General features: G+C 69.7%; 20 protein-coding genes. 17 read left to right on the top strand and 3 right to left on the bottom strand.

Annotation, left to right across the window (positions count from 1 at the left end):
- The first annotated feature begins 24 nt into the window (after nt 1–24).
- Nucleotides 25–1,530: an MFS transporter gene (locus AB0H84_RS26090; RefSeq protein ID WP_357609180.1), complete on the top strand. Its 1,506-nt coding sequence runs from the start codon at nt 25–27 to the stop codon at nt 1,528–1,530.
- Nucleotides 1,531–2,106, top strand: a complete 576-nt coding sequence (locus AB0H84_RS26085) for a TetR/AcrR family transcriptional regulator (RefSeq protein ID WP_357609177.1) — start codon at nt 1,531–1,533, stop codon at nt 2,104–2,106.
- Nucleotides 2,107–2,124: 18 nt separating this feature from the next.
- On the opposite strand, the gene AB0H84_RS26080 is transcribed toward AB0H84_RS26085, so the two are convergent.
- Entirely contained in the window at nt 2,125–3,150 is a 1,026-nt protein-coding gene (locus AB0H84_RS26080; RefSeq protein ID WP_357609174.1) for a LacI family DNA-binding transcriptional regulator, read from the bottom strand.
- Between the two features lie 11 nt (nt 3,151–3,161).
- On the opposite strand from AB0H84_RS26080, the gene AB0H84_RS26075 reads away from it, so the two are divergent.
- From AB0H84_RS26075 to AB0H84_RS26060, 4 genes are read left to right on the top strand one after another with little or no spacing between them, the layout of a single operon-like run.
- Nucleotides 3,162–4,325, top strand: coding sequence for a PLP-dependent aspartate aminotransferase family protein (locus AB0H84_RS26075; protein WP_357609171.1), 1,164 nt, complete (start codon nt 3,162–3,164; stop codon nt 4,323–4,325).
- Nucleotides 4,326–4,359: 34 nt separating this feature from the next.
- Nucleotides 4,360–5,616 carry a sugar ABC transporter substrate-binding protein gene (locus AB0H84_RS26070; RefSeq protein WP_357609169.1) on the top strand — a complete coding sequence of 419 codons (1,257 nt, stop codon included), beginning with the start codon at nt 4,360–4,362 and terminating at the stop codon, nt 5,614–5,616.
- Nucleotides 5,613–6,497, top strand: a complete 885-nt coding sequence (locus AB0H84_RS26065; protein ID WP_357609166.1) for a sugar ABC transporter permease — start codon at nt 5,613–5,615, stop codon at nt 6,495–6,497. Before AB0H84_RS26070 ends, AB0H84_RS26065 begins: the two co-directional genes overlap by 4 nt.
- The gene (locus AB0H84_RS26060; protein WP_357609163.1) at nt 6,494–7,318 is read left to right on the top strand and encodes a carbohydrate ABC transporter permease; all 825 of its coding nucleotides are present in this window, start codon (nt 6,494–6,496) and stop codon (nt 7,316–7,318) included. The genes AB0H84_RS26065 and AB0H84_RS26060 overlap by 4 nt, the downstream gene beginning before the upstream one ends.
- Here AB0H84_RS26060 and iscB read toward each other — a convergent pair.
- On the bottom strand, nt 7,308–8,654 hold the full coding sequence (gene iscB / locus AB0H84_RS26055) for an RNA-guided endonuclease IscB (protein ID WP_357609160.1): 1,347 nt from the start codon (nt 8,652–8,654) through the stop codon (nt 7,308–7,310). The genes AB0H84_RS26060 and iscB overlap by 11 nt on opposite strands.
- Nucleotides 8,655–9,553: 899 nt before the next feature.
- Here iscB and AB0H84_RS26050 point away from each other — a divergent pair.
- From AB0H84_RS26050 to AB0H84_RS26025, 6 genes are all read left to right on the top strand, one after another.
- Nucleotides 9,554–9,883 (top strand): DUF485 domain-containing protein, encoded by a 330-nt coding sequence (locus AB0H84_RS26050; protein ID WP_357609157.1) that lies wholly within the window; start codon nt 9,554–9,556, stop codon nt 9,881–9,883.
- Between the two features lie 17 nt (nt 9,884–9,900).
- Nucleotides 9,901–11,520 (top strand): cation acetate symporter, encoded by a 1,620-nt coding sequence (locus tag AB0H84_RS26045; protein WP_357609592.1) that lies wholly within the window; start codon nt 9,901–9,903, stop codon nt 11,518–11,520.
- Nucleotides 11,521–11,837: 317 nt separating this feature from the next.
- Nucleotides 11,838–13,229, top strand: a complete 1,392-nt coding sequence (locus tag AB0H84_RS26040) for a hypothetical protein (protein WP_357609154.1) — start codon at nt 11,838–11,840, stop codon at nt 13,227–13,229.
- A 1-nt stretch (nt 13,230) separates the two neighbouring features.
- The gene (locus AB0H84_RS26035; RefSeq protein WP_357609152.1) at nt 13,231–14,163 is read left to right on the top strand and encodes a sugar ABC transporter permease; all 933 of its coding nucleotides are present in this window, start codon (nt 13,231–13,233) and stop codon (nt 14,161–14,163) included.
- Nucleotides 14,160–14,987 (top strand): carbohydrate ABC transporter permease, encoded by an 828-nt coding sequence (locus tag AB0H84_RS26030; protein WP_357609149.1) that lies wholly within the window; start codon nt 14,160–14,162, stop codon nt 14,985–14,987. The genes AB0H84_RS26035 and AB0H84_RS26030 overlap by 4 nt, the downstream gene beginning before the upstream one ends.
- 30 nt (nt 14,988–15,017) lie before the next feature.
- Nucleotides 15,018–16,721 (top strand): hypothetical protein, encoded by a 1,704-nt coding sequence (locus AB0H84_RS26025; RefSeq protein WP_357609146.1) that lies wholly within the window; start codon nt 15,018–15,020, stop codon nt 16,719–16,721.
- Nucleotides 16,722–16,740: 19 nt separating this feature from the next.
- Here the strand turns inward: AB0H84_RS26025 and AB0H84_RS26020 are convergent, their stop codons facing one another.
- A complete protein-coding gene (locus AB0H84_RS26020) occupies nt 16,741–17,322 on the bottom strand; it encodes a glycoside hydrolase family 20 zincin-like fold domain-containing protein (protein WP_357609143.1) in 582 nt (193 codons plus the stop codon).
- Nucleotides 17,323–17,354: 32 nt separating this feature from the next.
- On the opposite strand from AB0H84_RS26020, the gene AB0H84_RS26015 reads away from it, so the two are divergent.
- The 5 genes from AB0H84_RS26015 to AB0H84_RS25995 all read left to right on the top strand — a co-directional run bounded on the left by AB0H84_RS26015 (nt 17,355) and on the right by AB0H84_RS25995 (nt 24,641).
- Nucleotides 17,355–19,211, top strand: a complete 1,857-nt coding sequence (locus AB0H84_RS26015; RefSeq protein WP_357609140.1) for an MBL fold metallo-hydrolase — start codon at nt 17,355–17,357, stop codon at nt 19,209–19,211.
- Complete coding sequence (locus AB0H84_RS26010) at nt 19,208–20,248, top strand: LacI family DNA-binding transcriptional regulator (RefSeq protein WP_357609139.1); 1,041 nt, start codon at nt 19,208–19,210, stop codon at nt 20,246–20,248. The genes AB0H84_RS26015 and AB0H84_RS26010 overlap by 4 nt, the downstream gene beginning before the upstream one ends.
- A gap of 109 nt (nt 20,249–20,357) precedes the next feature.
- Nucleotides 20,358–21,329, top strand: coding sequence for an ROK family protein (locus tag AB0H84_RS26005; protein WP_357609136.1), 972 nt, complete (start codon nt 20,358–20,360; stop codon nt 21,327–21,329).
- Nucleotides 21,322–22,095, top strand: coding sequence for an SIS domain-containing protein (locus tag AB0H84_RS26000; protein ID WP_357609133.1), 774 nt, complete (start codon nt 21,322–21,324; stop codon nt 22,093–22,095). Before AB0H84_RS26005 ends, AB0H84_RS26000 begins: the two co-directional genes overlap by 8 nt.
- Nucleotides 22,080–24,641 (top strand): glycoside hydrolase family 38 C-terminal domain-containing protein, encoded by a 2,562-nt coding sequence (locus AB0H84_RS25995; RefSeq protein ID WP_357609131.1) that lies wholly within the window; start codon nt 22,080–22,082, stop codon nt 24,639–24,641. Before AB0H84_RS26000 ends, AB0H84_RS25995 begins: the two co-directional genes overlap by 16 nt.
- The last annotated feature ends 29 nt before the right edge of the window (nt 24,642–24,670 follow it).

The raw sequence follows: 24,670 nt of genomic DNA, 5'->3' as shown, positions 1-24,670 counted from the left end.
CATGGTGTTGCTATCTTTGGCGACATGGCGTTGCTAAGTGACGGGATCCGCCGGCAGAGCTGGCTCCCGCTGTTCGTGCTGGGCGTCGGCATGTCGATGATCATCATCGACGCGACGATCGTGAACGTGGCCGTCCCCGCGATCATGGGCGACCTCGGATTGTCCGCGACGGACGTCGAATGGGTGAACTCGATCTACTCGCTCGCGTTCGCCGCCCTGCTCATCCCGCTCGGCCGCACCGGCGACGTGCGCGGGAGGCGGGGGATGTTCGCGCTCGGGCTGGTGGTGTTCCTGGCCGCCAGCATGCTGGCCGCCGCGGCGGGCACCGGCGCGATGCTGATCGGCGCGCGGGTGATCCAGGGGATCGGCGCCTCCATGGTGGTGCCGATGACGCTCGCCATCATCAACTTCCTCTACACGGGGCCGCGCAGGACCGTCGCGTTCGCCGTCTGGGGATCGATCATCGGCGGCATGGCCGCGCTCGGCCCGCTGCTCGGCGGCTGGCTGGTGACCGACTTCGGCTGGCGCTGGGCGTTCTGGGTGAACCTCCCGATCGGCCTGCTGGTCCTGCTCGGCGCGGTACGGGTGCCCGAGTCGAAGGACCCGCACGCGGGCGGCCCGGACCTCCCCGGCGGGCTGCTGTCGGTGGCGGGCACGTCGTCGCTGGTGTTCGGGCTGATCGAGGGCCAGCGGTACGGCTGGTCCGGCCCGATCCTGGCGGCGTTCCCGGTGGCCGCGTTCGCGCTCGCCGCGTTCGTCCTGGTCGAACGGGCCAGGGCACGCGCGGGCCGCCCGGTGATCCTGGACCTCTCCCTGCTCGCCATCCCCTCCTTCCGGTACGGCGGCATGGCCGCGATGATCATCACGCTCGGCGAGTTCGGCCTGATCCTGGTGCTGCCGCTGTTCCTGCAGGCGGCCATGGGGTTCACCGCCTTCCGGACGGGACTGATCGTGGCCGCGCTGGCGGGCGGCACGTTCCTGGCGGGCGGCGTCGTGCCCAAGCTGCCGCTGGCGCCGCGCATCATCGTCCGGCTGGGACTCGGGCTGGAGGCGGTCGCCGCCGTCGCCATCGGCCTGGCCGTCTCACCCTCCCTCGGGCCGTGGACGCTGGTGCCCTGGCTCGTCGTGTACGGGGTCGGCGTCGGGTTCGCCTCGGCCCAGCTCCCGAACGTCATGCTGGCCGACGTACCCGCCCGCCAGTCCGGTGTGGCCTCCGGGCTGCAGAGCACGATCCGCCAGCTCGGCGCGGCCATCGGCATCGCGGTGCTCGGCGCGGTCCTGCTGACCGGGCTCGACCAGGCGATGGCCCGCCACCTGCCCGATTCGCCCGAGCTGCGGCGCGCCGTACGCGACAGCGGCGGGGCGGCCGTCGCGGCGATCAGGGACCCGGCCCGGCACGCCGCGGCCGTGGCCGCCTCCGCCGAGGCCACCCGCCGGGTCACGATCGTCACGGGGCTCGTGCTGCTCGGCGGCGTCGGGGCGACCCTGCTGCTGCCCGATACTGGGGGAAGGCGACGCGAGGAGGAGTGAGTGCCCAGGATCAGCGCGGCCACGGTGGCCGACCACCGGGCCAGCCAGCACGCGGCCCTGCTGGCGGCCGCGATGGAGATCCTGGTCGCGGAGGGCCCGGCCGGGCTCACGCCGGCGGCCGTCGGGGCCCGCGTGGGGCTGGCCCGCTCCAGCGTCTACCGCTACTTCTCCTCGACCGCCGACATCCTGGCCCAGCTCGTCGAGGACGCCATCCCGCGCTGGGCCGCCCGCCTGGAGGAGGCCACTTCCGAGGCCGAGGGGGCAGGGGAGCGGGTGCGGGCCTTCGGAGAGGTGACGCTGTCGTTCGTCACACACCCCGACTACGCGCTGCTGCGCGCGGTCTCCTCCGTCGAGCTGCCCAGGGAGTGCCAGGACCGGCTCGACCAGCTCCACGAGACGTTGATCGCCCCCCTCCGCGCCATCCTGGCCGACGCCGGGTCCCCGCATCCGGACCTGGTGGCGCACCTGGGGTGGAGCATCCTGGGCGAGGCGCAGCGCCGGCTCGCCATGGGGGCGGACCCCACGGTCGTCACGGAGACCACCCTCACGGTCCTGTGCCGCGCCGTGCTCACCTGAAACCCGAGCCGGCGGCAGTCAGCCGGGTGGCAGCTCCCCGGAGCCCCGGGCCACCAGTTCCACCGGGACCTTCACCCGGCGCGGCGACGGTGACGGGTTCAGGAGCAGGTCCACCGCGCTGCGGGCCAGGCGGGTGGTGTCGTAGCGGACCACCGTCACCCCCGGGTTGAAGACGTCCGCCAGGGCGAAGTCGTCGAAGCCCACGTACGCGGGCCGCTCGGGACGCTCGCGCAGCGCCTGGAGGATGCCGATGGCGGCGCGGTTGTTGGTGGCGAAGAAGGCCGTCGGCGGGTCGGCGAGGTCCAGGAGGCGGGTGACCTCCTGCGAGACCCGCCACGGGTCGAAGACGCCGCGTACCACCAGCGTGTCGAGGGCCGGCACCTCCGCCGCGCGCAGCGCCGCGCGGTAGCCGGTCGCGCGGTCGTGCACCGAGCTGACCCCCTCGTCGTCCGAGATCAGCGCGATCCGGCGGTGGCCGCGCGCCAGCAGGTGCTCGGTCGCGGTCCGGCCGCCGCGGACGTCGTCCAGCAGGACCACGTCCGCCGACTCCAGCCCCGGGGGGACCCGGTCCACGAACACCGTGGTGAGCGAGGCGTGTTCGGCCAGCCAGGCGTGGTCGGCCGCCGAGGGGACGACGATCAGGGAGTCCACGCCGCGCGCGTACATGGACTCGATGAGCATGCGCTCCTTGGCGGCGCTCTCCTCGTACGAGCCGAACACCACCAGCGCCTCGTGCTCGGCCGCGGCGGACTCGACGGCGGCGGCCAGGCGCGAGTAGAACTCGTTGGAGATGTTCTCCATCACCAGGCCCAGCGTCAGCATGGTCGCGCCCCTGGCCAGGCGGGCGGCGGCCTCGTTGCGGCGGTAGCCGAGCGCGCTGATCGCCGCCTGCACCCGCTCCTGCAGCGAGGGTCTGACGTGCGGCTCCTGGTTGACGACCCGGGAGACGGTCTTGAGGCTCACGCCGGCGTGACGGGCCACGTCGGCCATGGTCGGCTTGCCCCCGCGCTCCCCGCCCTCCCGGCGCTCCCTCGCGGCTGTCATAGTCTGCCCCCATGGATGACGAATGGATCTGTGGCCGGCTGGGTGAGGACGAGCCCTGGGTGATGGGCGCGGTCAACCCGCCGGTGTTCGAGAACTCGCTGTTCACCTTCGCGACGGCGGAGGAGCTCGGCGAGGCCATCAGGAACGAGGACGAGCGGTACGTCTACTGGCGGGGGACCAACCCGACGGTCGATCTCGCCCAGCGTAAGCTCGCCGCGCTCGAGCGGGGCGAGCGGGCGAAGTGCTTCGGGTCGGGCATGGGGGCCATCGCGGCCACCATCTCCTCGCTCGTGCAGGCCGGGGACCACGTCCTGGTGCTGGGCGCGGTGTACGGGCCCACCACACAGTTCCTGCGGTACCTGGAGAAATTCGGTGTCACGCATACGCACGTCGGCGACCTCGCGGGGTGTGACAGCGCTATCAGGCCCAATACGCGCCTACTCTACTTCGAATCGCCCTCCTACATGGCCTACGCCGTGGTGGACATCGCGGAAGTGACGGCGTGGGCGCGGGAGCGCGGGCTGGTGACGGTCATGGACAACACCTGGTCCACGCCCCTGTTCCAGAAGCCGCTCACTCTGGGCGTCGATCTGGTCGTGCACTCGCTGTCGAAGTACATCGGCGGGCACAGCGACCTGGTCGGCGGCGTGGTGATCGGCCCGTCCCGGCTGATCAGGCCGCTGGCGCTGACCGAGTACCAGCTGTACGGGTCCGCCATGTCGCCGCACGACGCGGCCAAGGTGATCAAGGGCCTGCGGACGCTGCCGGTGCGGATGGCGGCGCACCAGGAGCGGGGGCTGGCCGTGGCGGAGTTCCTGAGCGGGCATCCGGCCGTGCGGGCGGTGCACCATCCCGGGCTGCCGTCCCATCCCGGGCATGCGACGGCGTTGCGCCAGATGACGGGATTCTCCAGCCTGTTCAGCCTCGTCCTCGACACGGAGTCGCGCGAAGAAGTCGGCAGTTTCCTCAATAAATTGCGACATTTCAGGATTGGCGTGTCCTGGGGAGGCTTCGAGAGCCTGGTGAACGCGCCCGCCCTCTCCACCGAGGAGAGCGTACGGGCCACCATGGGCATCCCGGTCGGCCTCGTCCGCCTCTCGGTCGGCCTGGAACCCGCGGACACGTTGATCAAGGACCTCGGTCTAGCGCTGGAGGGGGTCGGTCGCCTAGCGTGACCTGACAGCGCTGTCTAAACGCGGGAGGCTCGTCATGACCAAGCCCTTCCTGGCGGCCGCCGTCGCCGCCACCCTGGTGCTCGCCGGATGCGGCTCCGGCTCGTCGTCCTCGGGGGAGGTACGGCTCCGCATGATCGAGAGCTTGACCAGTCCCGAGCGGACCAAGCTCATCAAGTCCCTGCTCGACGACTTCGAGAAGGCGAATCCCGGCATCAAGGTCGAGCTGGTCTCGCCGCCCCTGGACAGCGCCGACCAGAAGATCACCCAGATCCTGCAGACCAAGAAGGACCTGGACGTGCTGGAAGTCCGCGACCACACGGCCAAGTCCTTCTCCAACAACGGCTGGCTGGCCGAGCTGCCCACCACGGAGTGGCCCGGCTGGTCGGACCTGACCGAGCTGGCCCAGAAGAAGGCGGTCGAGATCGGGGGCAAGGCCTACCTGATCCCGTACGGCTTCTACGAGCGCACGCTCTTCTACCGTACGGATTGGGGCATGGCCCAGCCGCCGACCACGTGGCAGGAGCTCTACGAGGCCGGCAAGAAGCTGACCTCGGGCAACCGGTACGGCTACTCGTTCAGGGGTGGCAAGGGCGGCGCGGACTACGCGGTCCAGATGATCAGCGCGTACAACGGCGAAGCCCTGAATCCCGAAAAATCGTTCTATCTCAAGGACAAGCGCACGATCTTCTCCACCCCCGAGGCCGCCCAGGCCCTGGACCTCTACGTCAAGATCTTCAAGGAGGCGTCCCCGCCCGACTCCGTCTCCTGGGGCTATCCCGAGATGGTCCAGGGCTTCACCTCGGGCGTCACCGGCATGCTCATCCAGGACCCCGAAGTGATCAAGACGGTCCAGGAGAGCGGCGTCACGGCCTGGTCGACGGCCCCCATCCCCAAGGGCCCGTCCGGGTACGCCTTCCAGCCCGTCGGCTACGCCGGGTGGGGCGCCACGTCGTTCACCAAGCACCCGAAGGAGGCGGTCAAGCTGGTGCAGTTCCTGTCGGAGGCCAAGCAGAGCATCGCCTTCGCCAAGGGCAACTCCCTGATCCCCATCTCCAAGCAGGCGCAGAACGACCCGCAGTTCTCGCAGGGCGCGTGGAAGGCGTACCTGCAGGCCCAGCAGGACCCCAAGCAGGTGATCACGATCAGGCCGGTCGACTACCCGGGCTGGAGCCAGTTCCTCGTCGACTCCGACCGTGACGTCCAGGCCCTGATCACCGGCAAGAAGACCGTGGCCGACGTGCTCAAGTCGTGGGACGCCTTCTGGACGGACCAGGCCAAGAAGGTCTCATGAGAACCTTCAGCCTCCGCCGGGCCAGGTTCATCGCGCTGTGCCTGCTGCCGGGCGTGGTGTTCGTGACCGTCTTCACGTACTACCCGGTGCTCCGCGGCGCGGTGATCGCCTTCCAGCGGTACAACCTGTTCGACATCACCTCCACGCCCTTCGTCGGCCTGGAGAACTTCAGGGCCGTCTTAGGGGAGGACCGCTTCTGGACGGCGCTGCGGAACACCGGCACGTGGGTGGTCGTGTCGCTGTTCTTCCAGTTCTTCCTCGGCTTCGGGCTGGCGCTGCTGCTGCGGCGGCACTTCCGCGGCAGGGGCCTCTACCAGGCGTGGGTCTTCTTCCCCTGGGCCATGTCGGGATTCCTGATCGGGCTGCTGTGGCGGTGGATGTTCAACGGCCAGTTCGGCGTGCTCAACGACCTGCTGCTGAAGACGGGCATCATCGACCAGCGCATCGGCTTCCTGGCCACCCCGGGCTGGGCGATGGCGTCGGTGATCGTGGCGAACATCTGGTACGGCGTCACGTTCTTCGCCATCATGATCATGGCCGCGCTGCAGTCGGTGCCCAAGGAACTGTACGAGGCGGCGTCGGTGGACGGCGCCTCGCGGCTGCGGCAGTTCTGGCATGTCACGCTGCCGCACATCCGGCCCACGCTCGCCCTGATCGTGCTGCTGCGCATCATCTGGATCCTGAACTTCCCCGACCTCATCTACTCGATGACCGGCGGCGGCCCGGCCGGCAGCACCGACATCATCACGACCTTCCTCATCCAGCAGGTCATCGGCGGCGACTACGGCCGCGGCGGCGCGGTCGGCCTGCTCATCCTCGGCCTGCTGCTCTCCTTCAGCGTCTTCTACCTCAACGCGACGAGATTCGAGAAAGCCCGATGAGACGAGTCGCAACCGCCGCCAAGGTCGTCGTGCTGGGCGTCTGGCTGCTGATCACCCTGTTCCCCCTCTACTGGATCGTCGTCACCTCGCTCAAGCCCAAGCCCGAGATCTTCTCGATGCCGCTCAAGTACTGGCCGGGCAAGGTGACGTTCGAGCACTACGCGGACCTGTTCTCCTTCGCCGACTTCGGCGTGTACCTGCTGAACAGCCTGCTCGTCTCCCTCGTCGCGGCCGCCGCGGTGACCGCGATCGGCGTGCTGGGCGGCTACACGCTGGCCCGCTTCGCCTTCCCCGGCAGGGGCGCGCTGATGCTGGCGTACCTGGTCACCCAGATGATCCCGCTCTTCATCGCGCTCGGCCCGCTCTACCTGCTGATGTCCGACCTCGACCTGCTCAACCGGCTGGCCGGGCTCATGCTCGTGTACGTGGCCATGCTGGTGCCGTTCGCCACGATCATCATGCGCGGCTTCTACGAGCGGGTGCCGGTCGCGCTGGAGGAGGCCGCGCAGGTGGACGGGGCCTCGCGGCTGGTGGCCATGGTCCGGGTGGTGATCCCGGTCATGCTGCCGGGCATCGCGGCCACGTTCATCTTCGCCTTCGTCCAGTGCTGGAACGAGCTCTTCCTGGCGATCACGTTCATCGACAGCGAGGACTCCAAGACCATCCCGGTGGCCATGAACTCCTTTATCACTCAGTACGACATAGATTGGGGGTCCATGGCCGCTGCCACGGTGGTGTCTGTGCTGCCCACGCTCGTCCTCTTCGCCGCTATCCGCCGCTACATCGTCGAGGGCCTCACAGCAGGGGCGGTTAAGGGCTGACCGCATCCAATGGAGAGCATCCGGCCACATCGGCAGAGGAAACGCGCTCCTCCTTTCGGGTATAGGCATAGCCGTCTGCGCGTTGTAGGAGACGGACATAACGATGATGGATGCCCTGGACGGTGCCGGTAGCGGTAGTGATGTTGAAGCTTCCGGTCGATCGGACGGCGACCCTACCGGTATGGGTGCCAGCCTTCTTCCCGGCCGGCACCACCGCACGGACCAGGTCACCGGTCTGAAAGCCGTGCACCTGCTTGACTCTGGGCAGTCGTAGTCGGGGAAAGCCATACCGGTCTGGACGAGTTCGGCTATGCGTGCCCCGCCCGGCGCAGGCGGCAATCAGTACCCAAGTAGGCCAGGCGTCTACCGTGTCGAGGCGGCCGACGTGCAACGCGTCCAAGGTGTGCGACTTGGGTGTCTCAGTCCGTGACCGGTTCCACTTCGTCCTCCCGCCAGAGGAGACGTGAACCGGCAGCCCGCTCGCAGCCAGGACCCGCCATAGCGACCAGCCGATCGTATTGGCTGCTGCGGCGTCGCGGAGCGGGGCCTTGGCCTGTGCCCGCATCCTGGCCAGGATCTTTGGCCGTTGGCGCAGGAACTCTTCGGCTGGCTGTGCGTTTTTCGCCTGGTTGCACGGCACGCACGCAAGCGTCAGATTGATAATCCGATCTGAGCCACCCCGGCTGCGCGGCTGGACGTGGTCAATATTCAACGGCACACCCGTGATGCCGCAGTAAGCACAACGGCGGCCCCACTTGGCCAGCAGGTACTCGCGCACCTCGTAGCCGGCGAGGGTGCCCTGTTGGTACTCAACGCCCTCCAACGGGCGGCCGGCGGATAGGGAATGAACGTCGAAGGCGACCCTCTCCACGTGGACCGCTTTCAAAGGAGCCCATAACGACAGACGCCGCACCCATGACACGGTGGTGTCCACTCGATGCCGCAAACTGGGCGGCAGCCAGCCGTTAGGCCGTGCCCGGTTAGAAAACCGCGGCGGACGATAGCGCAGGTTCGTGCCGCGACGCCGACGACGGTATGCGGCACGCTGTGCCAGCCTGTCGCGAATGAGTGCACCTCGGTGCTCAAGCTGGAGACTATACAGCCCGGTCCGGTTCCCTCCGGCATTACGGAAGATCGCGATCCCCGTATGCTTACTGCCCGGGTCGATCCCTACCTCGACGCCTTGCACCTCGGATTGCGCTGTGCTGCGATCAGTCAGGCGAATCACGAATGGCGTGTGCCTATGTACTCGTGCCCGACCGCTGGCCAGAAGCTTGCGGGCCCGCGCGGGATGGCATGGGTCCAGAGGGCTGCCGTCCTTGGCGAGGACGAACACCTTGGGTGCGGTCTCACGACCGCGTGCTCCCCCCACAGGGGTGACGCCCGTACGGCCAGGTGAGGTCGTGCGGGTCTCTCCTCGACCATGTCGGCCACTCCGCTGCCCGTTGAGGGCGTCGGCGTCCCGTTTCGTCCCTGCTCCGGGGTTGTCTGCTGGCGCCGATTCGAGGGTCCGGGGCTGGAGAAGCACCCCGGAGTCGATCTGCAGGCGTGTGGCCAACGTAGCCACCTGGTTCACCTCCCTTTAGTGGTGACTTGGTCTGGTCAAGCTGGCCCCGTCCTTGGCTACGGCGCAAAGCCGCCGCCGTTGGGCAAGGCTCGACGGTTTAGAGTCGAGAGCGCTTGACCACGCAGTACGACATCGACTGGGGCTCCCATGGCCCCGGTCGTCGGATTGGTTGACCCTGAGCGCGCCTGCCGATCGCCGCACGGTCGAGTCGTGGCGAGGGGCGTGCGCCTGGCGTCGTTCAGGGTGTGCGCAAGCGCCTTCGCTGGCCGGCAGCAGCACCGGCGGCGCACCACACGGTGATGGGATCGAAAGCTGACCAGTACACCTTCTGCATGACCCGGACCTCCTCCAATCTCTACAGAGAGTGATCACAAGACTACCGAAAGTGGAGAGCTCTGTAGAACATTTGAGCGACATAGAGCCGTTGCGGCTCGGGCGCGGCATCGACGGCCGTTCGAGGTCCGCGACAAGCGCGGGAAGCGCCTGCCGTAACGCGGTGAAAGGGGATGGGCTACCGCTCATCGCACGCAACAGACCTTTCACCGCAGGCCATCCCCAACTAAGCGCCGGACCCCAGCGGCTCGCCGAACAGCCCCACCACGGGCCTCCACGACAGGTAGGTTGCGCTCTTACGTTGAGCGTGATCCGCATCACAGTGGAGGTCTCCCATGACGACCAGAGAACATGACGCTTCGGTATACGAACAAATGCAGGAGAGCAGTGATTTCCAGGAATTGAAACGGCGCTTCCGCGCCTGGACGTTCCCCATGACCGTGGCGTTCCTCGTGTGGTACCTGCTCTACGTGGTGCTGTCCGGCTGGGCGCGCGGCTTCATGGGGATCAAGCTCATCGGCGAGATCAACGTCGGCCTCGTCTTCGGGTTGCTCCAGTTCGTCTCCACGTTCCTCATCGCGTGGGCGTACGCGAGGCACGCCGAGAAGAAGCTCGACCCGATCGCCGACAAGCTCCGCCACGAGGTTGAGGAGAAGACCAAGTGAGCTCCACGACCCTGGGGATGATCCTCTTCCTCACCTTCGTCGCCGCGACGCTGGCGATCACGTTCTGGGCGAGCCGCCAGACCAAGACGGCCGCCGACTACTACGCCGGCGGCCGGTCGTTCACCGGCGTGCAGAACGGCCTGGCCATCGGCGGCGACTACATGTCGGCCGCGTCCTTCCTCGGCATCGCGGGCATCATCGCGCTCTCCGGCTACGACGGGTTCCTGTACTCGATCGGGTTCCTGGTCGCCTGGCTGGTCGCGCTGCTGCTGGTGGCCGAGCTGATGCGGAACTCCGGCAAGTTCACCATGGCCGACGTGCTGGCGTTCCGGATGAGCCCGCGCCCGGTGCGCACGGCGGCCGGCGTGTCCACGATCGTGGTCAGCATCTTCTACCTGCTGGCCCAGATGGTGGGCGCGGGCGCGCTGGTCGGCCTGCTGCTCGGCATCACCAGCGAGGCGGGCAAGGCGTGGACGATCGTCGGCGTGGGCGCGCTGATGATCGTGTACGTCGTCTTCGGCGGCATGAAGGGCACCACCTGGGTGCAGATCGTCAAGGCGGTGCTGCTCATGAGCGGCGCCGCGCTCGTGACGGTGCTGGTGCTGGGCAAGTACGGCTTCAACCTGTCGTCGCTGCTCGGCCAGGCCGCCACCACCAGCGGCCCCAAGGCGAACCCCGGCAACTTCCTCATCCCCGGCCTGAAGTACGGCACCGACGCCCAGGGCCTGATGGGCAAGATCGACCTCATCAGCCTGGGCCTCGCCCTCGTGCTCGGCACCGCGGGCCTGCCGCACATCCTCATCCGCTTCTACACCGTCCCCACCGCCAAGGACGCCCGCAAGTCGGTCCTGTGGGGCATCGGCCTCATCGGCGTGTTCTACCTGCTGACCCTGGTCCTCGGCTTCGGCGCGGCGGCCCTGGTCGGCAAGGAGGCGATCGTCAAGGGTGACAAGGCGGGCAACACGGCCGCCCCGATGCTGGCCGAGAAGATCGGCCAGGAGATCTTCGGCTCGGTCGGCGGCACGATCCTGCTGGCCCTCATCGGCGCCGTCGCCTTCGCCACGATCCTCGCCGTGGTGGCGGGCCTCACGCTGGCCTCCTCCTCCAGCTTCTCCCACGACCTGTACGCGCACGTCTTCAAGCGCGGCCAGGCCACCGAGCGCCAGGAGGTCGTGGTGGCCCGCGTCTCCGCCCTGGTGATCGGCGCCATCGCGATCGGCCTGGGCATCCTGGCCCAGGGGCAGAACGTCGCCTTCCTGGTCTCCCTGGCCTTCGCCGTCGCGGCCTCCGGCAACCTGCCCGCGATCCTCTACAGCCTGTTCTGGAGGCGGTTCAACACGACGGGCGCCGTCTCGGCCATCTACGGCGGCCTCGGGTCCGCCCTGATCCTGGTCATCTTCTCGCCCGTCGTCTCCGCGCCGGCGCCCCCGGCGGGGGCCGCGGTGACGGCGCTGATCCACGGCGTGGACTTCCACTGGTTCCCGCTGAGCAACCCGGGCATCGTCTCGATCCCGATCGGCTTCCTGTGCGGGTGGCTCGGCACGATCCTCAGCAAGGAGTACAACGCCGGGAAGTACGCCGAGATGGAGGTCCGCTCCCTCACCGGCGTCGGCGCCGAGAAGGCCACCCAGCACTGACGTCCGCTCCCCGAAAGGCGCCTCCCTCCCCTCCGAAGGCGCCTGTCCCCCCCAAAGGGCCCGGTCTCGAGACCGGGCCCTTTGCCTGCGCCCGTCCTTCTCCGCTGGGGCGCCGCGGCGCGTGTGTGGGACGGGAATCTGGGAAAGAGGTGCTTTCCCACTTCGTCCGGCCGAGATCAACGACACTGAAACGCTGTGAAGCCAGTGGTTGACGGGGTTTCAGCGGTATGGGTACGTTCTCAGATGTGTGAACGTTGCCACACCGGTCTGCCGTCTGTGGCCGTCATCAGCACGCTTGCCCGGAGGCGAATCCCCCTATGCGAACCCCACTCGTCCGCTGGTCCCTCCTGTCGGTGTCACTGGCACTGGCACTCACCTCATGCGCCAAGGGCACCGGCGGAGGGGCGTCGGCCACCCCATCGGCGGGTCAGTTCAACTCCGGCGCCACGTTCCAGGGCACCATCTCCGTCATGGGCTTCGGTGCGACAGACGAGATCGGGACGACCCGCGTCGATCTGGCCAAGAAGGCGCTCGGGGGTGCGGACGTCAAGCTGATCGAAGGGGATCTCGACATCCAGCAGTTCCTGTCCTCGGTGGCGGCGGGCGACCCGCCGGACATCATCTACGCCAACCGCGACGAGATCGGCACGTTCGCCTCCCGCGGCGCCATCATCCCGCTGACCTCGTGCGTCAAGGGCGAGCAGATCGACACCTCGATGTACGGCAAGGAAGCGCTCAGCCAGGTGACGTTCGGCGACGAGGTCTGGGCCATCCCCGAGTTCAACCAGGTGCAGATCACCATGGCCAACGGCGACCTGCTCAAGCAGGCCGGGCTGACCATCGACGACGTCAACGGCTCCAACTGGGACAAGATCTCCGCCGCGGCCGAGAAGCTGTACAAGGCGCCGGGCGGCAAGCTCCAGGTGATCGGCTACGACAGCAAGCTGCCGGAGTTCCTGCCGCTGTGGGCCAAGGCCAACGGCGCCGACCTGCTGTCGGCCGACGGCAAGACGGCGCAGTTCAACAGCCCGCAGGTGGTCAAGGCGCTGGAGTTCGCGGTCGGCATCTATGACGCGCAGGGCGGCTTCGCCAAGGTCAAGGCCCTGCGCGACTCCGCCGACTTCTTCGGCAAGGGCAACCAGTTCGCCAAGAACGAGCTGGGCGCCATGCCCATGGAGCAGTGGTACGTCAACGTCCTCAACGACGTCTCACCCAAGGCCCCCCTGGTCTTCGACACCTTCCGCACCCCGCAGGGCCAGCCGCTGGCCTACTCCTCGGGCTCCTCGTGGGCGATCCCGAAGGGGTCGAAGAACGCCGCGGCCGCCTGCCGCTTCGCCAAGACCATGACGCTCGTCGACACCTGGAAGGCCGCGGCCCAGGCGCGGCTGGACAAGCGCAAGGCGGAGGGCAAGCCGTTCACTGGCGTCCTGACCGGCAACGTCCAGGCCGACGCGGAGATCGAGAAGATGCTCACCTCGGGCGGCCCCGTCTGGGACGCCGGTGTGAAGGCGTTCTACGAGGCCAACAAGCACACCTTCAGCCTCCCCGCCAACCCGGCCGACAAGGAGTTCAAGACGGCCTGGCAGGACGCGGTGAACCGGGTGCTCAACGGCCAGGACAAGCCGCAGCCGGCGCTCGACAAGGCGCAGCGGGACGCCCAGGCCGCTCTGGACAAGGCGTGGGCCGGCTGGACGAAGCGTACGAACTGAGATGTCCCGTTCCCACTCCACCGTGTCCTTCTGGCGCACCATGCGTTGGAAGGACACCCGGGCGGCCCTGCTCTTCATCAGTCCCTGGATCATCGGGTTCCTGATCTTCACGGCGTGGCCCGTCATCAACAGCGCCTACCTGTCCCTGACCGACTACGACGTCATCAACGACCCGTCGTTCGTCGGCTTCGACAACTACAAGCAGCTCTTCGAGGACCCGAAGGTCGGGCTCGCGCTCCGGAACACGGCCCTGTTCACCGTGATGTCGGTCCCGCTCCACCTCGTCGTCTCGCTCGCCCTGGCGCTGCTGCTCAACGGCGCCACGAAGGCCACCGGCTTCTTCCGCACGGCCTTCTTCCTGCCCAGGATGACGCCGCCGGTCGCGATCGGCATCCTGCTGCTGATGCTGTTCAACGGCCAGAACGGCCTGATCAACAGCTTCCTCGGCGTCTTCGGCATCGACGGGCCCGCCTGGACCACCGACCCCGACTGGGTCAAGCCCGGCCTGGTGCTGATGAGCCTGTGGACCGTCGGCTCCTCGATCGTCATCATCCTGGCCGCGCTCCGCGGCGTCCCCCAGGAGCTGTACGACTCCGCGCTCGTGGACGGGGCCGGCTGGTGGCGGCGCACGTTGCGCATCACCGTGCCGATGATCAGCCCGACGCTGTTCTTCCTGTTCATCGTGGACAGCATCGCCGCCCTGCAGTCGTTCACCGAGGCCTACACCGCCTTCTTCGGCTCCGGCAACACCACCTACAGCAACGACGCGGCCCTCTTCTACGCGATCTACCTGTTCCAGCAGGCGTTCGAATTCCTGCACATGGGTTACGCCTCGGCCCTCGCCTGGCTGCTGTTCATCGTGATCATGGCGATCACCGGCATCCAGATCCTGGTGACCAGGCGGTACGTCCACTACGAAGGGGGGCAGCAGTGAGACGGGCCAGGCAGATCCTGACGTGGGCCACGCTCGGCGTGTTCACCGTCGCCTTCATCTACCCCTTCGTCTGGCTGCTGAGCGCCTCCTTCAAGCCGCGCAGCGAGGTGTTCGACCACCGGCTGATCCCCGAGACGTTCATCCTCGACAACTACGTCAAGGTGTGGCAGGAGGCGCCGCTCGCGCTCTGGATGGTCAACACCCTGCTGGTCACGGTGCTGGCGGCGGTGACCGTCACGATCACCAGCGCGATGGTGGCGTGGGGGTTCGCCTACTTCCGCTTCCCCGGCAGGGGAGCGCTCTTCGGCCTGCTGCTGGCCACGATGATGCTGCCGGGCGTGGTCACCATGATCCCGGTGTTCCTCATCTGGAACTCGCTCGGCATGGTCGGCACCCTCACCCCGCTGTGGGCCCAGAACCTGTTCGGCAGCGCCTTCTACATCTTCCTGCTGCGCCAGTTCTTCATGGGGCTGCCGCGGGAGCCGTTCGAGGCGGCCAAGATCGACGGGGCGAACAACTGGAAGATCTTCACCAGGATCGCGCTGCCGCTGTGCCGGCCCGCGGTCGTGGTGACGCTGCTCTTCGAGTTCCAGGCGGCCTGGACGGACCTGATGCGGCCGCTGATCTATCTGCGCGACTCCGCCACGTTCACCGTGCCGCGCGGGCTGAAGGCGCTGCTCGACCAGTTCGGGTTCGGCGGCCAGTGGCACTGGGAGATCGTCATGACCGCCAGCGTGATCACCACGATCCCGGTGATCATCCTGTTCTTCCTCGGCCAGAAGCACTTCATCAGGGGCATCGCGACCACAGGGAGCAAGGGATGAACCACCTCCACCGGAACTTCGGCTAAGAGCATGCGGATCACCACCACCGACCAGGCGTACTACCTGGACGCCGGCTCCTACCGGCTGACGGTCTCCCGTACCGACCCCAGCGCCGAGCTGGAAGGCTGGATGACGCTCAGCCTGATCGCCTCGGTCAACACCGCGGGCGGGCGCGACGAGACGTACGAGACGCTGCCGCCCGTGCTCGCCGAGCGCGCAGGCGAGGTGATCTTCGACTTCCCCCAGCGTTCGACCGGGTGGGAGGCGAAGACGGTCAGGCTGACCTGCACGCCCGAGACGATCGCGGTGGAGGTGCGCGTCGAGGGCCACGGCCTGATCGGCGACGTGACGCTGCTCGGCGGGCGGGCCGTGCTCAACACCCGGGCAGCCGGCACGTTCCGGACGGGGCTGCACGCGCGCGGCGTCTTCAACCCCACGCCCACCCACCCGGTGCAGGTGGTGCGGCCGGTGTCGGTGCCGCTCGCGCTCACCGTGATCGGCGACGCCTCGCCGGGCCGCCTCCACGCGGTCTTCTCGCCGCCGCCGCTGGTGCTGGCCTTCTGCAGGCAGGAGCCGGACGGCGCGACCGCCGTGCCCGGCGGTCCCTGGCTGGGGGCCTCGGTACGCGCGGGCATCGAGGACCTGACCTTCACCGAGCTCGGCTACGAGCCGCTGGACGGCGGCGTGCTGCTCCGCTTCGACTACGAGTGCCACACCCTGGTGAGCGGGACCTGGCGGTCACCGGCCGTCGTGTTCCGGGCCGCGTCGTCCCCGTGGGAGGCGATCTCGCACCACCGGGAGGACCTGGCCGCGCACGGCCTGGCCGCGCCCGCCGGCGAGCGGCATGACTGGTGGAGCAGGCCGATCTTCTGCGGCTGGGGCGCGCAGTGCGCCAGGGCCGACGGCGTCTCGCCGACCGAACTGGCCCGGCAGGAGCTCTACGACGAATGGCTGTCCAGGCTGGAGGGGCACGGCATCGTGCCGGGGACCATCGTGATCGACGACCGGTGGCAGCTCACGTACGGCGACCCGGCGCCCGATCCGGCGAAGTGGCCCGCGCTGGGAGAGTGGATCGCCGCCAGGCACGCGCGCGGGCAGCGCGTGCTGCTGTGGTGGCGGGCCTGGGCGCCCGACGGGCTGCCCGCCGAGGAGTGCGTGACGGACGCGGGCGGCCGTCCCGTGGCCGCCGACCCCTCGAACCCGGCCTACCGGCGCAGGATCCGTACGATCATGGACAGGCTCCTCGGCGACCTCGGGGCCGACGGGTTCAAGGTCGACTTCACGCAGTGGTTCCCCAGCGGGTCGCACCTGAAGTCGTACGGGACCACCTGGGGGCTCTCCCTCCTGCACGAGCTGCTGAAGACCATGTACGAGGCCGCCAAGAGCGTCAAACCCGACGCCCTCATGGTCACGCACACCCCGCACCCGGCCTTCGGCGACGTCACCGACATGGTCCGGCTCAACGACGTGCTCGAGTTCGACCCCCACGGCGCCCCCGTCCCCGCCGTCGACCAGCTCCGCTTCCGCCACGCGGTGGCCGCCCGCGCCATGCCGGGACACCTGATCGACACCGACCAGTGGCCGATGCCGAGCAGGGCGGACTGGCTCGCGTACGCCGAGGCGCAGCCCGCGCTCGGCGTGCCCGCCCTGTACTACGTCGAGTCCATCGACAACTCCGGCGAGCCGATCACCGGCGGCGACCTCGACCTCGTGGCGAACTGGTGGGGGTGGTGAGGCAGGCCGAGGCGGCCGTCTACGGGGCGACGTCGGCGGGCGTGTGCGCCGCGTGGCGCCGGGCCACCACGCGGGGCCGGAGCCGCGCGTCGCCGAGGTGATTATCCAGACCTGGCCGGAGCGGGCACGCTTGTGTCAGGCCGTGCCGCTGGTGGTCGCGCTGCCGGTGGCGGGGTTGCCGATGGCGGCACTGCTGGTGGCGGGGCTGCCGGTGGCGGGGCGGTCCAGCACCGCCCGGACGAACGGCGGGATGACGCGGCGCAGCACGTTCGCCTCGTGCGCCTCGGCACGCTCGAGCGCCCGAGCCGCGCCCTCCAAGCTGCTGCGCCCCGTAGAACGCGCCCGCGGGGTCCGCTCCGACGATCACCACGCCGGTCTCGCCGGCGGTCGGCGCGTATCCCTCGGCGGGCAGCTCGGCGTCCGCGTCGATCCGCACCTCGACGACCAGGGGCCCGGGGGCCGGGGTGAGGGCGGTGCGCAGGGCGGTCAGGGCGGTGGTCGCGGCGGGAGTGCCCTGGATCCGGCACCTGGTCAGATCGACATGCGACCGGCCGATGGCGGCCTTCTTCGGAACGGGAACGATCCAGTCCAGGGCATCCATTGTGGGAACGATACCGGATAGAATCGCGCCTCGTGAGCCAGGATGTGACCGAAGTGGTCCCCGGAGTGTTCCGCATCGCGGACACCTGCAACGTCTACGTCATCGCCGCCCCTGCCGGAGGAGCGGAGCGCACGGGGATCGCCGTCGACTTCGGTTCGGGCCGCGCGCTGGACCTCCTCGACGAGCTCGGCCTCGACCGCCTCACCGACGTCCTGATGACGCACCACCACCGCGACCAGGCCCAAGGACTGCACAGGGCGGTGGCGGCCGGTGTTCGGGTGCACGTGCCGCCCGTCGAGCGGGAGCTGTTCGAGCGGGTCGACGAGATGTGGGCGGGCCGGCAGATCAGCAACGACTACGACCTGCGCGACGACCGGTTCTCGCTGCTCGACCCCGTGCCGGTCGACGGCGTCGTGCCCGAATACCGGACGGCCGACTACGGCGGGATAGAGGTACGGGTCCTGCCCACCCCAGGGCACACCCCCGGCTCGGTGACGTACATTGTCGGGCAGGTCGCGTTCACCGGTGATCTGATCTACGCCCCTGGAAAGGTGTGGTCGCTGGCCGCCACCCAGTGGTCGTACACCGAGAACGAGGGCCCCGCCATGGTCATCCTGAGCTCCGAGCTGCTGTGGCGGGAGGAGCCCGCCGTGCTGCTGCCCTCGCACGGCGAGCCGATGACCGACCCCCAGGACGCGCTCGAGCGGCTCTCCACCGCCATGCAGCGCTACGTCGACTTCCGCCGCCCCCACCCCTGGGACGTCAGGGGACTCCTGGCCAACCCCTTCATCCAGGTGACCCCCCACCTGCTCATGAACCGGAGCAGCCAGTCCCACAGCTATGTGCTGCTGTCGGAGTCGGGCGCGGCCATGGTGTTCGACTTCGGGTACGACATGTCCACCGGCCTCGTGCACAACACCTCCCGTGCGGCCCGCCGCCCCTGGCTGGCCTCCATGCCCGCGCTGCGCGAGCACTACGGCGTCACGAGCGTCGAGGTCGCCCTGCCCACCCACTACCACGACGACCATGTGGCCGGCATGCCGCTGCTGCGCGACGTCGAGGGCACCGAGATCTGGGCGCCTTCTCACATCGCCCCCGTCCTGGCCGCGCCGCTCCACCACGACCTGCCCTGCCAGTGGTTCGAGCCCATCCCCGCCGACCGGGTGCTCGGCCTGGGGGAGACGGTGCGCTGGCGCGAGTACGAGATCACCGTGCACGACCTGCCGGGGCACACGTTGTTCGCGGCGGCGTACGAGTTCCAGGTGGACGGGCACCGGGTGCTCGTCACCGGCGACCAGCAGGACGGGATGGGCATCCCGGGCGCCAGTGAGTCGGCACGCCAGGAGATCCTGAATTTTCAGTACAAGAACCGGTTCCAGATCGAGGACTACCGCAAGAGCGCCGCTCTCTACCGCCGCCTGCGCCCCGACCTGATGGTCAGCGGCCACTGGCGGCCCCGCTGGGTGGACGACGACTACCTGCACATGATGACCGAGCGCGGCGAGGAACTCGTCGCCCTCCACCACGACCTGCTCCCGCTCGACCGCCTCGACCTCGGGGCCGACGGGGTGCTGTGCCGCCTGACCCCCTACTACGCGAGCGTCCCGGCAGGCGGCGAGCTCACGCTGACGGTCACCGTACGCAACCCGTGGCCGGACAAGGCCGTGGCCACCATCGAGGCGGTCGTCCCGCCGGGCTGGCGCCGCGAGCAGGGGCCTGTGACGCTAAGGCTCCCTGGAGGGGGTATGGAGCAGGTACATCTCCGTCTAGGCGCGGACGTCGTGCCGCGACGCCGCGTTCGCCTCGCAGTCGACTTGACCATCGGCGATCTGCGCCTCGGGCAGCACGCGGAGGCGCTGGTCGACGTGGTCGGGGAAGGGATTCGATGACCACAGAGCGGCGCGGCCCCCTCAGCCGTTCCAGGCGGCCCACGATCAAGGATGTGGCGGAGGCCGCCGGAGTCTCGCGCTCCACCGTCTCGCGGGCCCTGACCGGGCGCGGATACGCCGCCAGCGACGTACGCGAGCGCGTGCTGCGCGCCGCGGCCGAGCTCGGCTACGTGCCCGACGTGATGGCCCGCACGCTCAAACAGCAGGTGAGCAGGTCGGTCGGCGTCCTGGTGAGCGACCTGCGCAACCCGTTCTACGCGGAGCTGGCCGCGGGGGCCAGCAGTGAGGCCCGCGAGCGCGGCTACACGATGGTGCTCACGGACACGAGCCTGTCGGCCGAGACGGAGAGCGAGGCCGCCGAGGCGCTCGTCGCGCTCAGGGTGGCAGGGGTGATCGTGACGCCCAACTCCCCGGCCGTGTCCACCTACCTCAGCTCCCACGGCATCCCGGTCGTCGAGGTGGACCGGCAGTTCGCGGCGGGCTCGACCGACGGCGTCGTGGTCGGCAACCGCGTCGGCGCCCGCACCGCGACGGCCCACCTGGTCGAGCTGGGCCATCGCAGGATCGCGCTGTTCATCGACGAGACCGACTGGACCACCGGCTACGAGCGGTACCACGGCTACCTGGAGGCGCTCGGCGCGGCCGACATCAAGGTCGATCCCGATCTGGTGGTGGCGTCGGGCTGGGACGTCGCCGACTCGCGGCGCAGGGCGCTCGACATGCTCTCCGGGCCCAACCGGCCCACGGCCGTCTTCGCCGCCAACAACGTGCTCGCCGAGGGCGTCTGGCGGGCGATCGGCGAGCTGGGGCTGCGGGCGCCCGAGGAGATCAGTCTCGTGGCCTTCGACGACGCGCCGTGGATGAGCATGGTCTCGCCCCAGGTCAGCGCCGTCGCCCAGGACACGTTCAACCTGGGCGCGACCGCCGTGCGCAGGCTGGACGAGCGGATCGAGACGCCGGACGCCGACTCGGTCACGACCGTGCTGGGCGTGCGGCTCGTTGCCCGCGAGTCCACCGCGCCGCCTCCCGTGGTCTGACTTTTCTTCCATCCGGCGCGTTGACCCGTGGGGAAAGCGCGCCCTAGGATCCCATGTGGGAACGATGTCACAACCCCTTTGCGCGGCGCTCGTTCCGGTCGGAGGCCCCATGGAGCACGATCTTCCCCCCGTTCTGTCGCTGGACATCGGCGGCACCAAGCTCGCCGCCGGCGTGGTCACCGGCGACGGGCGGATCCACGGCTGGCAGGTCACCCCCACCCGCAGGGAGGAAGGGCCGCTGCCGGTCCTGGCCAGGCTGTTCGACCTGGGCAGGAAGTCCGTCGCGGAGGCCGGGCTGCCCGACGTGGCGGCCGTCGGCATCTCCTGCGGAGGGCCGCTGGACACCACGACCGGCGTGCTCGAATGCCCGCCGCACCTGCCGGGCTGGATCGACGTCCCGGTGGGCCCGATGGCGGCGCAGGAGTTCGGCGTGCCGTCCGCGCTTGAGAACGATGCCACGGCCGCCGCCCTCGGCGAGTTCCGGTACGGCGCGGGCCGCGGCACCGCCACGATGCTCTACCTCACCATCTCGACGGGGGTCGGCGGCGGGTCCGTCATCGGCGGCCGCCTGCACCGGGGCGCGGCCGGCAACGGCGGCGAGCTGGGGCACGTCATGGTCCGGCCGGGCGGGCGCAGGTGCTCGTGCGGCCGCCTGGGCTGCCTGGAGGCGTACGCGTCCGGCACCGCCATCGCCGAGCGCGCCCGCGAGGCCGTCGCCGCCGGTCGCCCCTCGTCCCTGTCCGCGATCGAGCTCCCGACGGCCGAGGACGTCTTCCACGCCGCCGAGGCGGGTGACGCCCTCGCGACCGAGGTGTGGAACGAGACCACATGGGCACTCGGCAGCGCGATCACGGATCTGGTGAACGCGTTCGAGCCGGAGCTCGTCGTCCTCGGTGGCGGCGTGACCCGTTCCGGCGCCCGGCTCCTCGACCCCGTCCGCGCCGCCGTCGCCCGTGACGCCATGCCCCCCGCCGCCCGCACCGCCCGCATCGAGCTCTCCGGGCTCGGCGCGGGAGTCGGCGTCGTGGGCGCCGGCGCCGTGGCCCACGACCTTCTTGCCTCAGGGAAGCCCCATGCCTGACCCGATCCCGTTGCCCGCGTCCTCGCCGGACGGGCTCCCCACCTCTCGGCACCCCTCCCTCCGGGCTGGACAGGCATCCGTCCCGAACGGGCGCACGTCCCTCGCGGGCACTGCCCCGGACGCGTCGCCTCTGGAGACGGTGGTCCCAGCGGCGCTTCCGAAGGCGCTGATCGCGGAGGCGGTGGTTGCGGAGGAGGGGCTGACCTCCGTGCTGGCCCGGCACGTCGAGGCGCACGTCAGTGCCGCGCGGAACGTGGCGGCGCTGCTGCCCGCCGTGGAGTCCGCCGCCGACCTGCTCATCGATGCGTTCACCCGCGGCGGCACCCTCTACACCCTCGGCAACGGCGGCAGCGCGGCCGACGCGCAGCACCTCACCGGCGAGCTGGTCGGCCACTACAAGCGCGACCGCCGCCCGCTCCCCGCCGTGACGCTCACGACCGACGCCACGGTCATGACGTGCATCGCCAACGACTACTCCTACGAGGACGTCTTCGCCAGGCAGGTCAGGGCCCTGGCCCGCCCGGGCGACGTCGTGGCCGCCTTCACCACCAGCGGCAACTCCCCGAACGTCGTCAGCGCCCTGGAAGCCGCGCAGACCAATGGCGCGGTGACGGTACTCTTCGGCGGCGGCGACGGCGGCGCCGCGGCGAGGTTCGCCGACCGCCTCCTCCTAGCCCCTTCTTCCGAGACCCCGCGCATCCAGGAGATCCACACACTGATGCTGCACATGATCAGCGAGAAGGTCGACGCATGGGCGGCCGCATGAAGGGCCGGCGGGCCCCCTTGTCGAACGCCCCCTCCGGTGGCCAGCCGCGCGGGCTTCCGAGGGCGCCGAGGCCGGTGGCCACCCCCGGCCGCACCCTGCACATGATCGGGAACGCGCACCTCGACCCGGTGTGGCTGTGGCCGTGGCAGGAGGGCTACCAGGAGGCGCGGGCGACGTTCTGGTCGGCGATCCACCGCATGGACGAGTACCCCGATTTCGTCTTCACCTGCGACCAGGTCGTCCTGCTGTCGTGGGTCGAGGAGTCGGACCCCGAGCTGTTCGCCAGGATCCGCGAGAGGGCCGCCGAGGGGAGGTGGGTCAACGTCGGCGGCTGGTGGGTCGAGCCCGACTGCAACATGCCGTCGGGGGAGTCGTTCGCCCGCCAGGGCCTGTACGGCCAGCGCTACCTGAAGGAGAAGTTCGGGGTCACCGCCACGGTCGGCATGAACGCCGACCCGTTCGGCCACAACGCCATGCTCCCCGCGATCCTGCGCGGGCAGGGCATGGACTCCTACTGCTTCCTGCGTCCCGGACCGCACGAGAGCGAGCTGCCCGGCACGTTGTTCTGGTGGGAGAGCCGCGACGGCAGCCGCGTGCTGGCCTACCGGATCCCGTTCGAGTACTGCAGCCCGCCCGGCGAGGTCGCGGGCCAGACCGAGAAGGCGCTCGGCCAGCTCGACCGCTCGCTCGGCGACCTGATGATCTTCTACGGCGTGGGCAACCACGGGGGCGGCCCCACCAAGGCGAACATCGAGTCCATCCACCGCTACGACAGGATGGGCACGTTCGGCGAGCTGACGATGTCCTCGCCGCGCCGCTACTTCGACGAGGTGGCCAAGCGCCTCGGCGAGCAGGGCCTGGCCGAGCTGCCGGTGTGGCGCGACGACCTGCAGCACCACGCCGCCGGCTGCTACTCCTCGCACTCGGGCATCAAGCAGTGGCAGCGCAGGGCGCAGGCGGCCGTGCTGTCGGCCGAGCGCTGGGCCGCCGTCGCGGGCCACGACGTACGGGAGGAGCTGGGGCGGGCCTGGAAGCAGGTGCTGTTCAACCAGTTCCACGACGTGCTGCCCGGCTCGGCCATCGAGCCGGCCTACGACGACGCCCGCGACCAGCTCGGCGAGGCGGTCGCGATCTCGAAGCGGATCATCACCAGGGCGCACAACGTGATCGCCCGCGACATCGCCATCCCGCAGGAGGACGGCACGCAGCCGGTGGTCGTCTTCAACCCGCACCCGTGGCCGGTCTCGACCCGGGTCGAGATGCAGTACGGCCTCGCGCCCACCGGCGTGCGCGTCGTGGACGCCGACGGCCGGGACGTGCCCTGCCAGCGCACCCAGTCGGTCGCCACCACGGACGACAAGGGACGCGGCGCCACCGTGTTCCAGGCGGAGCTGCCCGCCCTGGGCTACCGCCTCTACCGTCTCCGCCAGGGCGAGACGCCGTACACGAGCGGCCTGACCGCCTCCGAGCACCACCTCGAGAACGACGTGCTCCGCCTGGAGATCGACCCGGCGACGGGCTGGCTGGCCGCCCTGCTCGACAAGCGCACCGGCGTGGACCTGGTGGCCGGGGCGGCGGGCGAGCACACGCAGATCTGCGAGGACCCGACCGACACGTGGGGACACCGCGTCGTGTCCTACGACTGGCCGGGCGAGGCGATGACCACGACCCGCGTGGACCTGCGCGAGAGCGGCCCGCTGCGGGCCCGCATCCGCGTCGAGCGCGAGTGGGGCCGCTCCACGATGGCCGAGGAGTTCATCCTGGGCGTCGGGGACGACGCGGTGGAGGTACGCGTCGAGCTCGACTGGCGCGAGCAGGCGCACCTGATGAAGCTGCGCTTCCCGGTCGCGCTGGAGAGCCCGGTGGCCACGTACGAGATCCCCTTCGGCCACCTGACCAGGCCGATCGACGGCGCGGAAGAGCCCGCGCAGTCGTGGGTGGATCTCTCCGGCGCGGGCGCCGGGCTGGCCGTCGTGAACAACGCCAAGCACGGCTACGACGTCTCCCCGCCGTCCCCGGGCCGCGGCCACAGCATCGGCATCACCGCGGTGCGCAGCCCGGTCTACGCCTGGCACGACCCGCGCCTGCTCGATCCGGACGGCTACTACTCCTACCAGGACCAGGGGGTGCAGCGGTTCACGTACCTGCTGGTGCCGCACGCGGGCGACTGGCGCGCCGCCGGGCTCACCCGCCGCGCCGCGCTGCTCGGCTCCCCGGTACGCGCGATGCTGGAGAGCTTCCACGACGGCCCGCTCCCCGCGGCGCGCGGCTACCTGGACGACGGCGGCGGCCAGGTCATGGTGACCGCGGTCAAGCTGCACGAGGACGCGCCGCGCGACCTGGTGGTCAGGGCCGTCGAGAGCACGGGCCGGTCCGGGCCGGCGACTTTCGACATCCCGATGGCCCGGATCAGGCTCACGGCCGACTTCGGGCCGGGGCAGATCCGCACGTTCCGGATCCCGCTCGACGATCCGCTCTCCGCCGTGGAGACGGACCTGGTCGAGCTCAGCGTCCGCAAGGGCGCGTGCACGGTTGAGGCATGGTGATCCCGGGCGTGCTCCCCGGCCTCTTCTAC

This window comes from Nonomuraea sp. NPDC050786 (assembly GCF_040654115.1).
In the GTDB taxonomy this organism is placed as follows: Bacteria; Actinomycetota; Actinomycetes; order Streptosporangiales; family Streptosporangiaceae; genus Nonomuraea.
The sequence above is the reverse complement of the archived record's forward strand: the minus strand, read 5'-3'. Positions and strand labels throughout refer to the sequence as shown.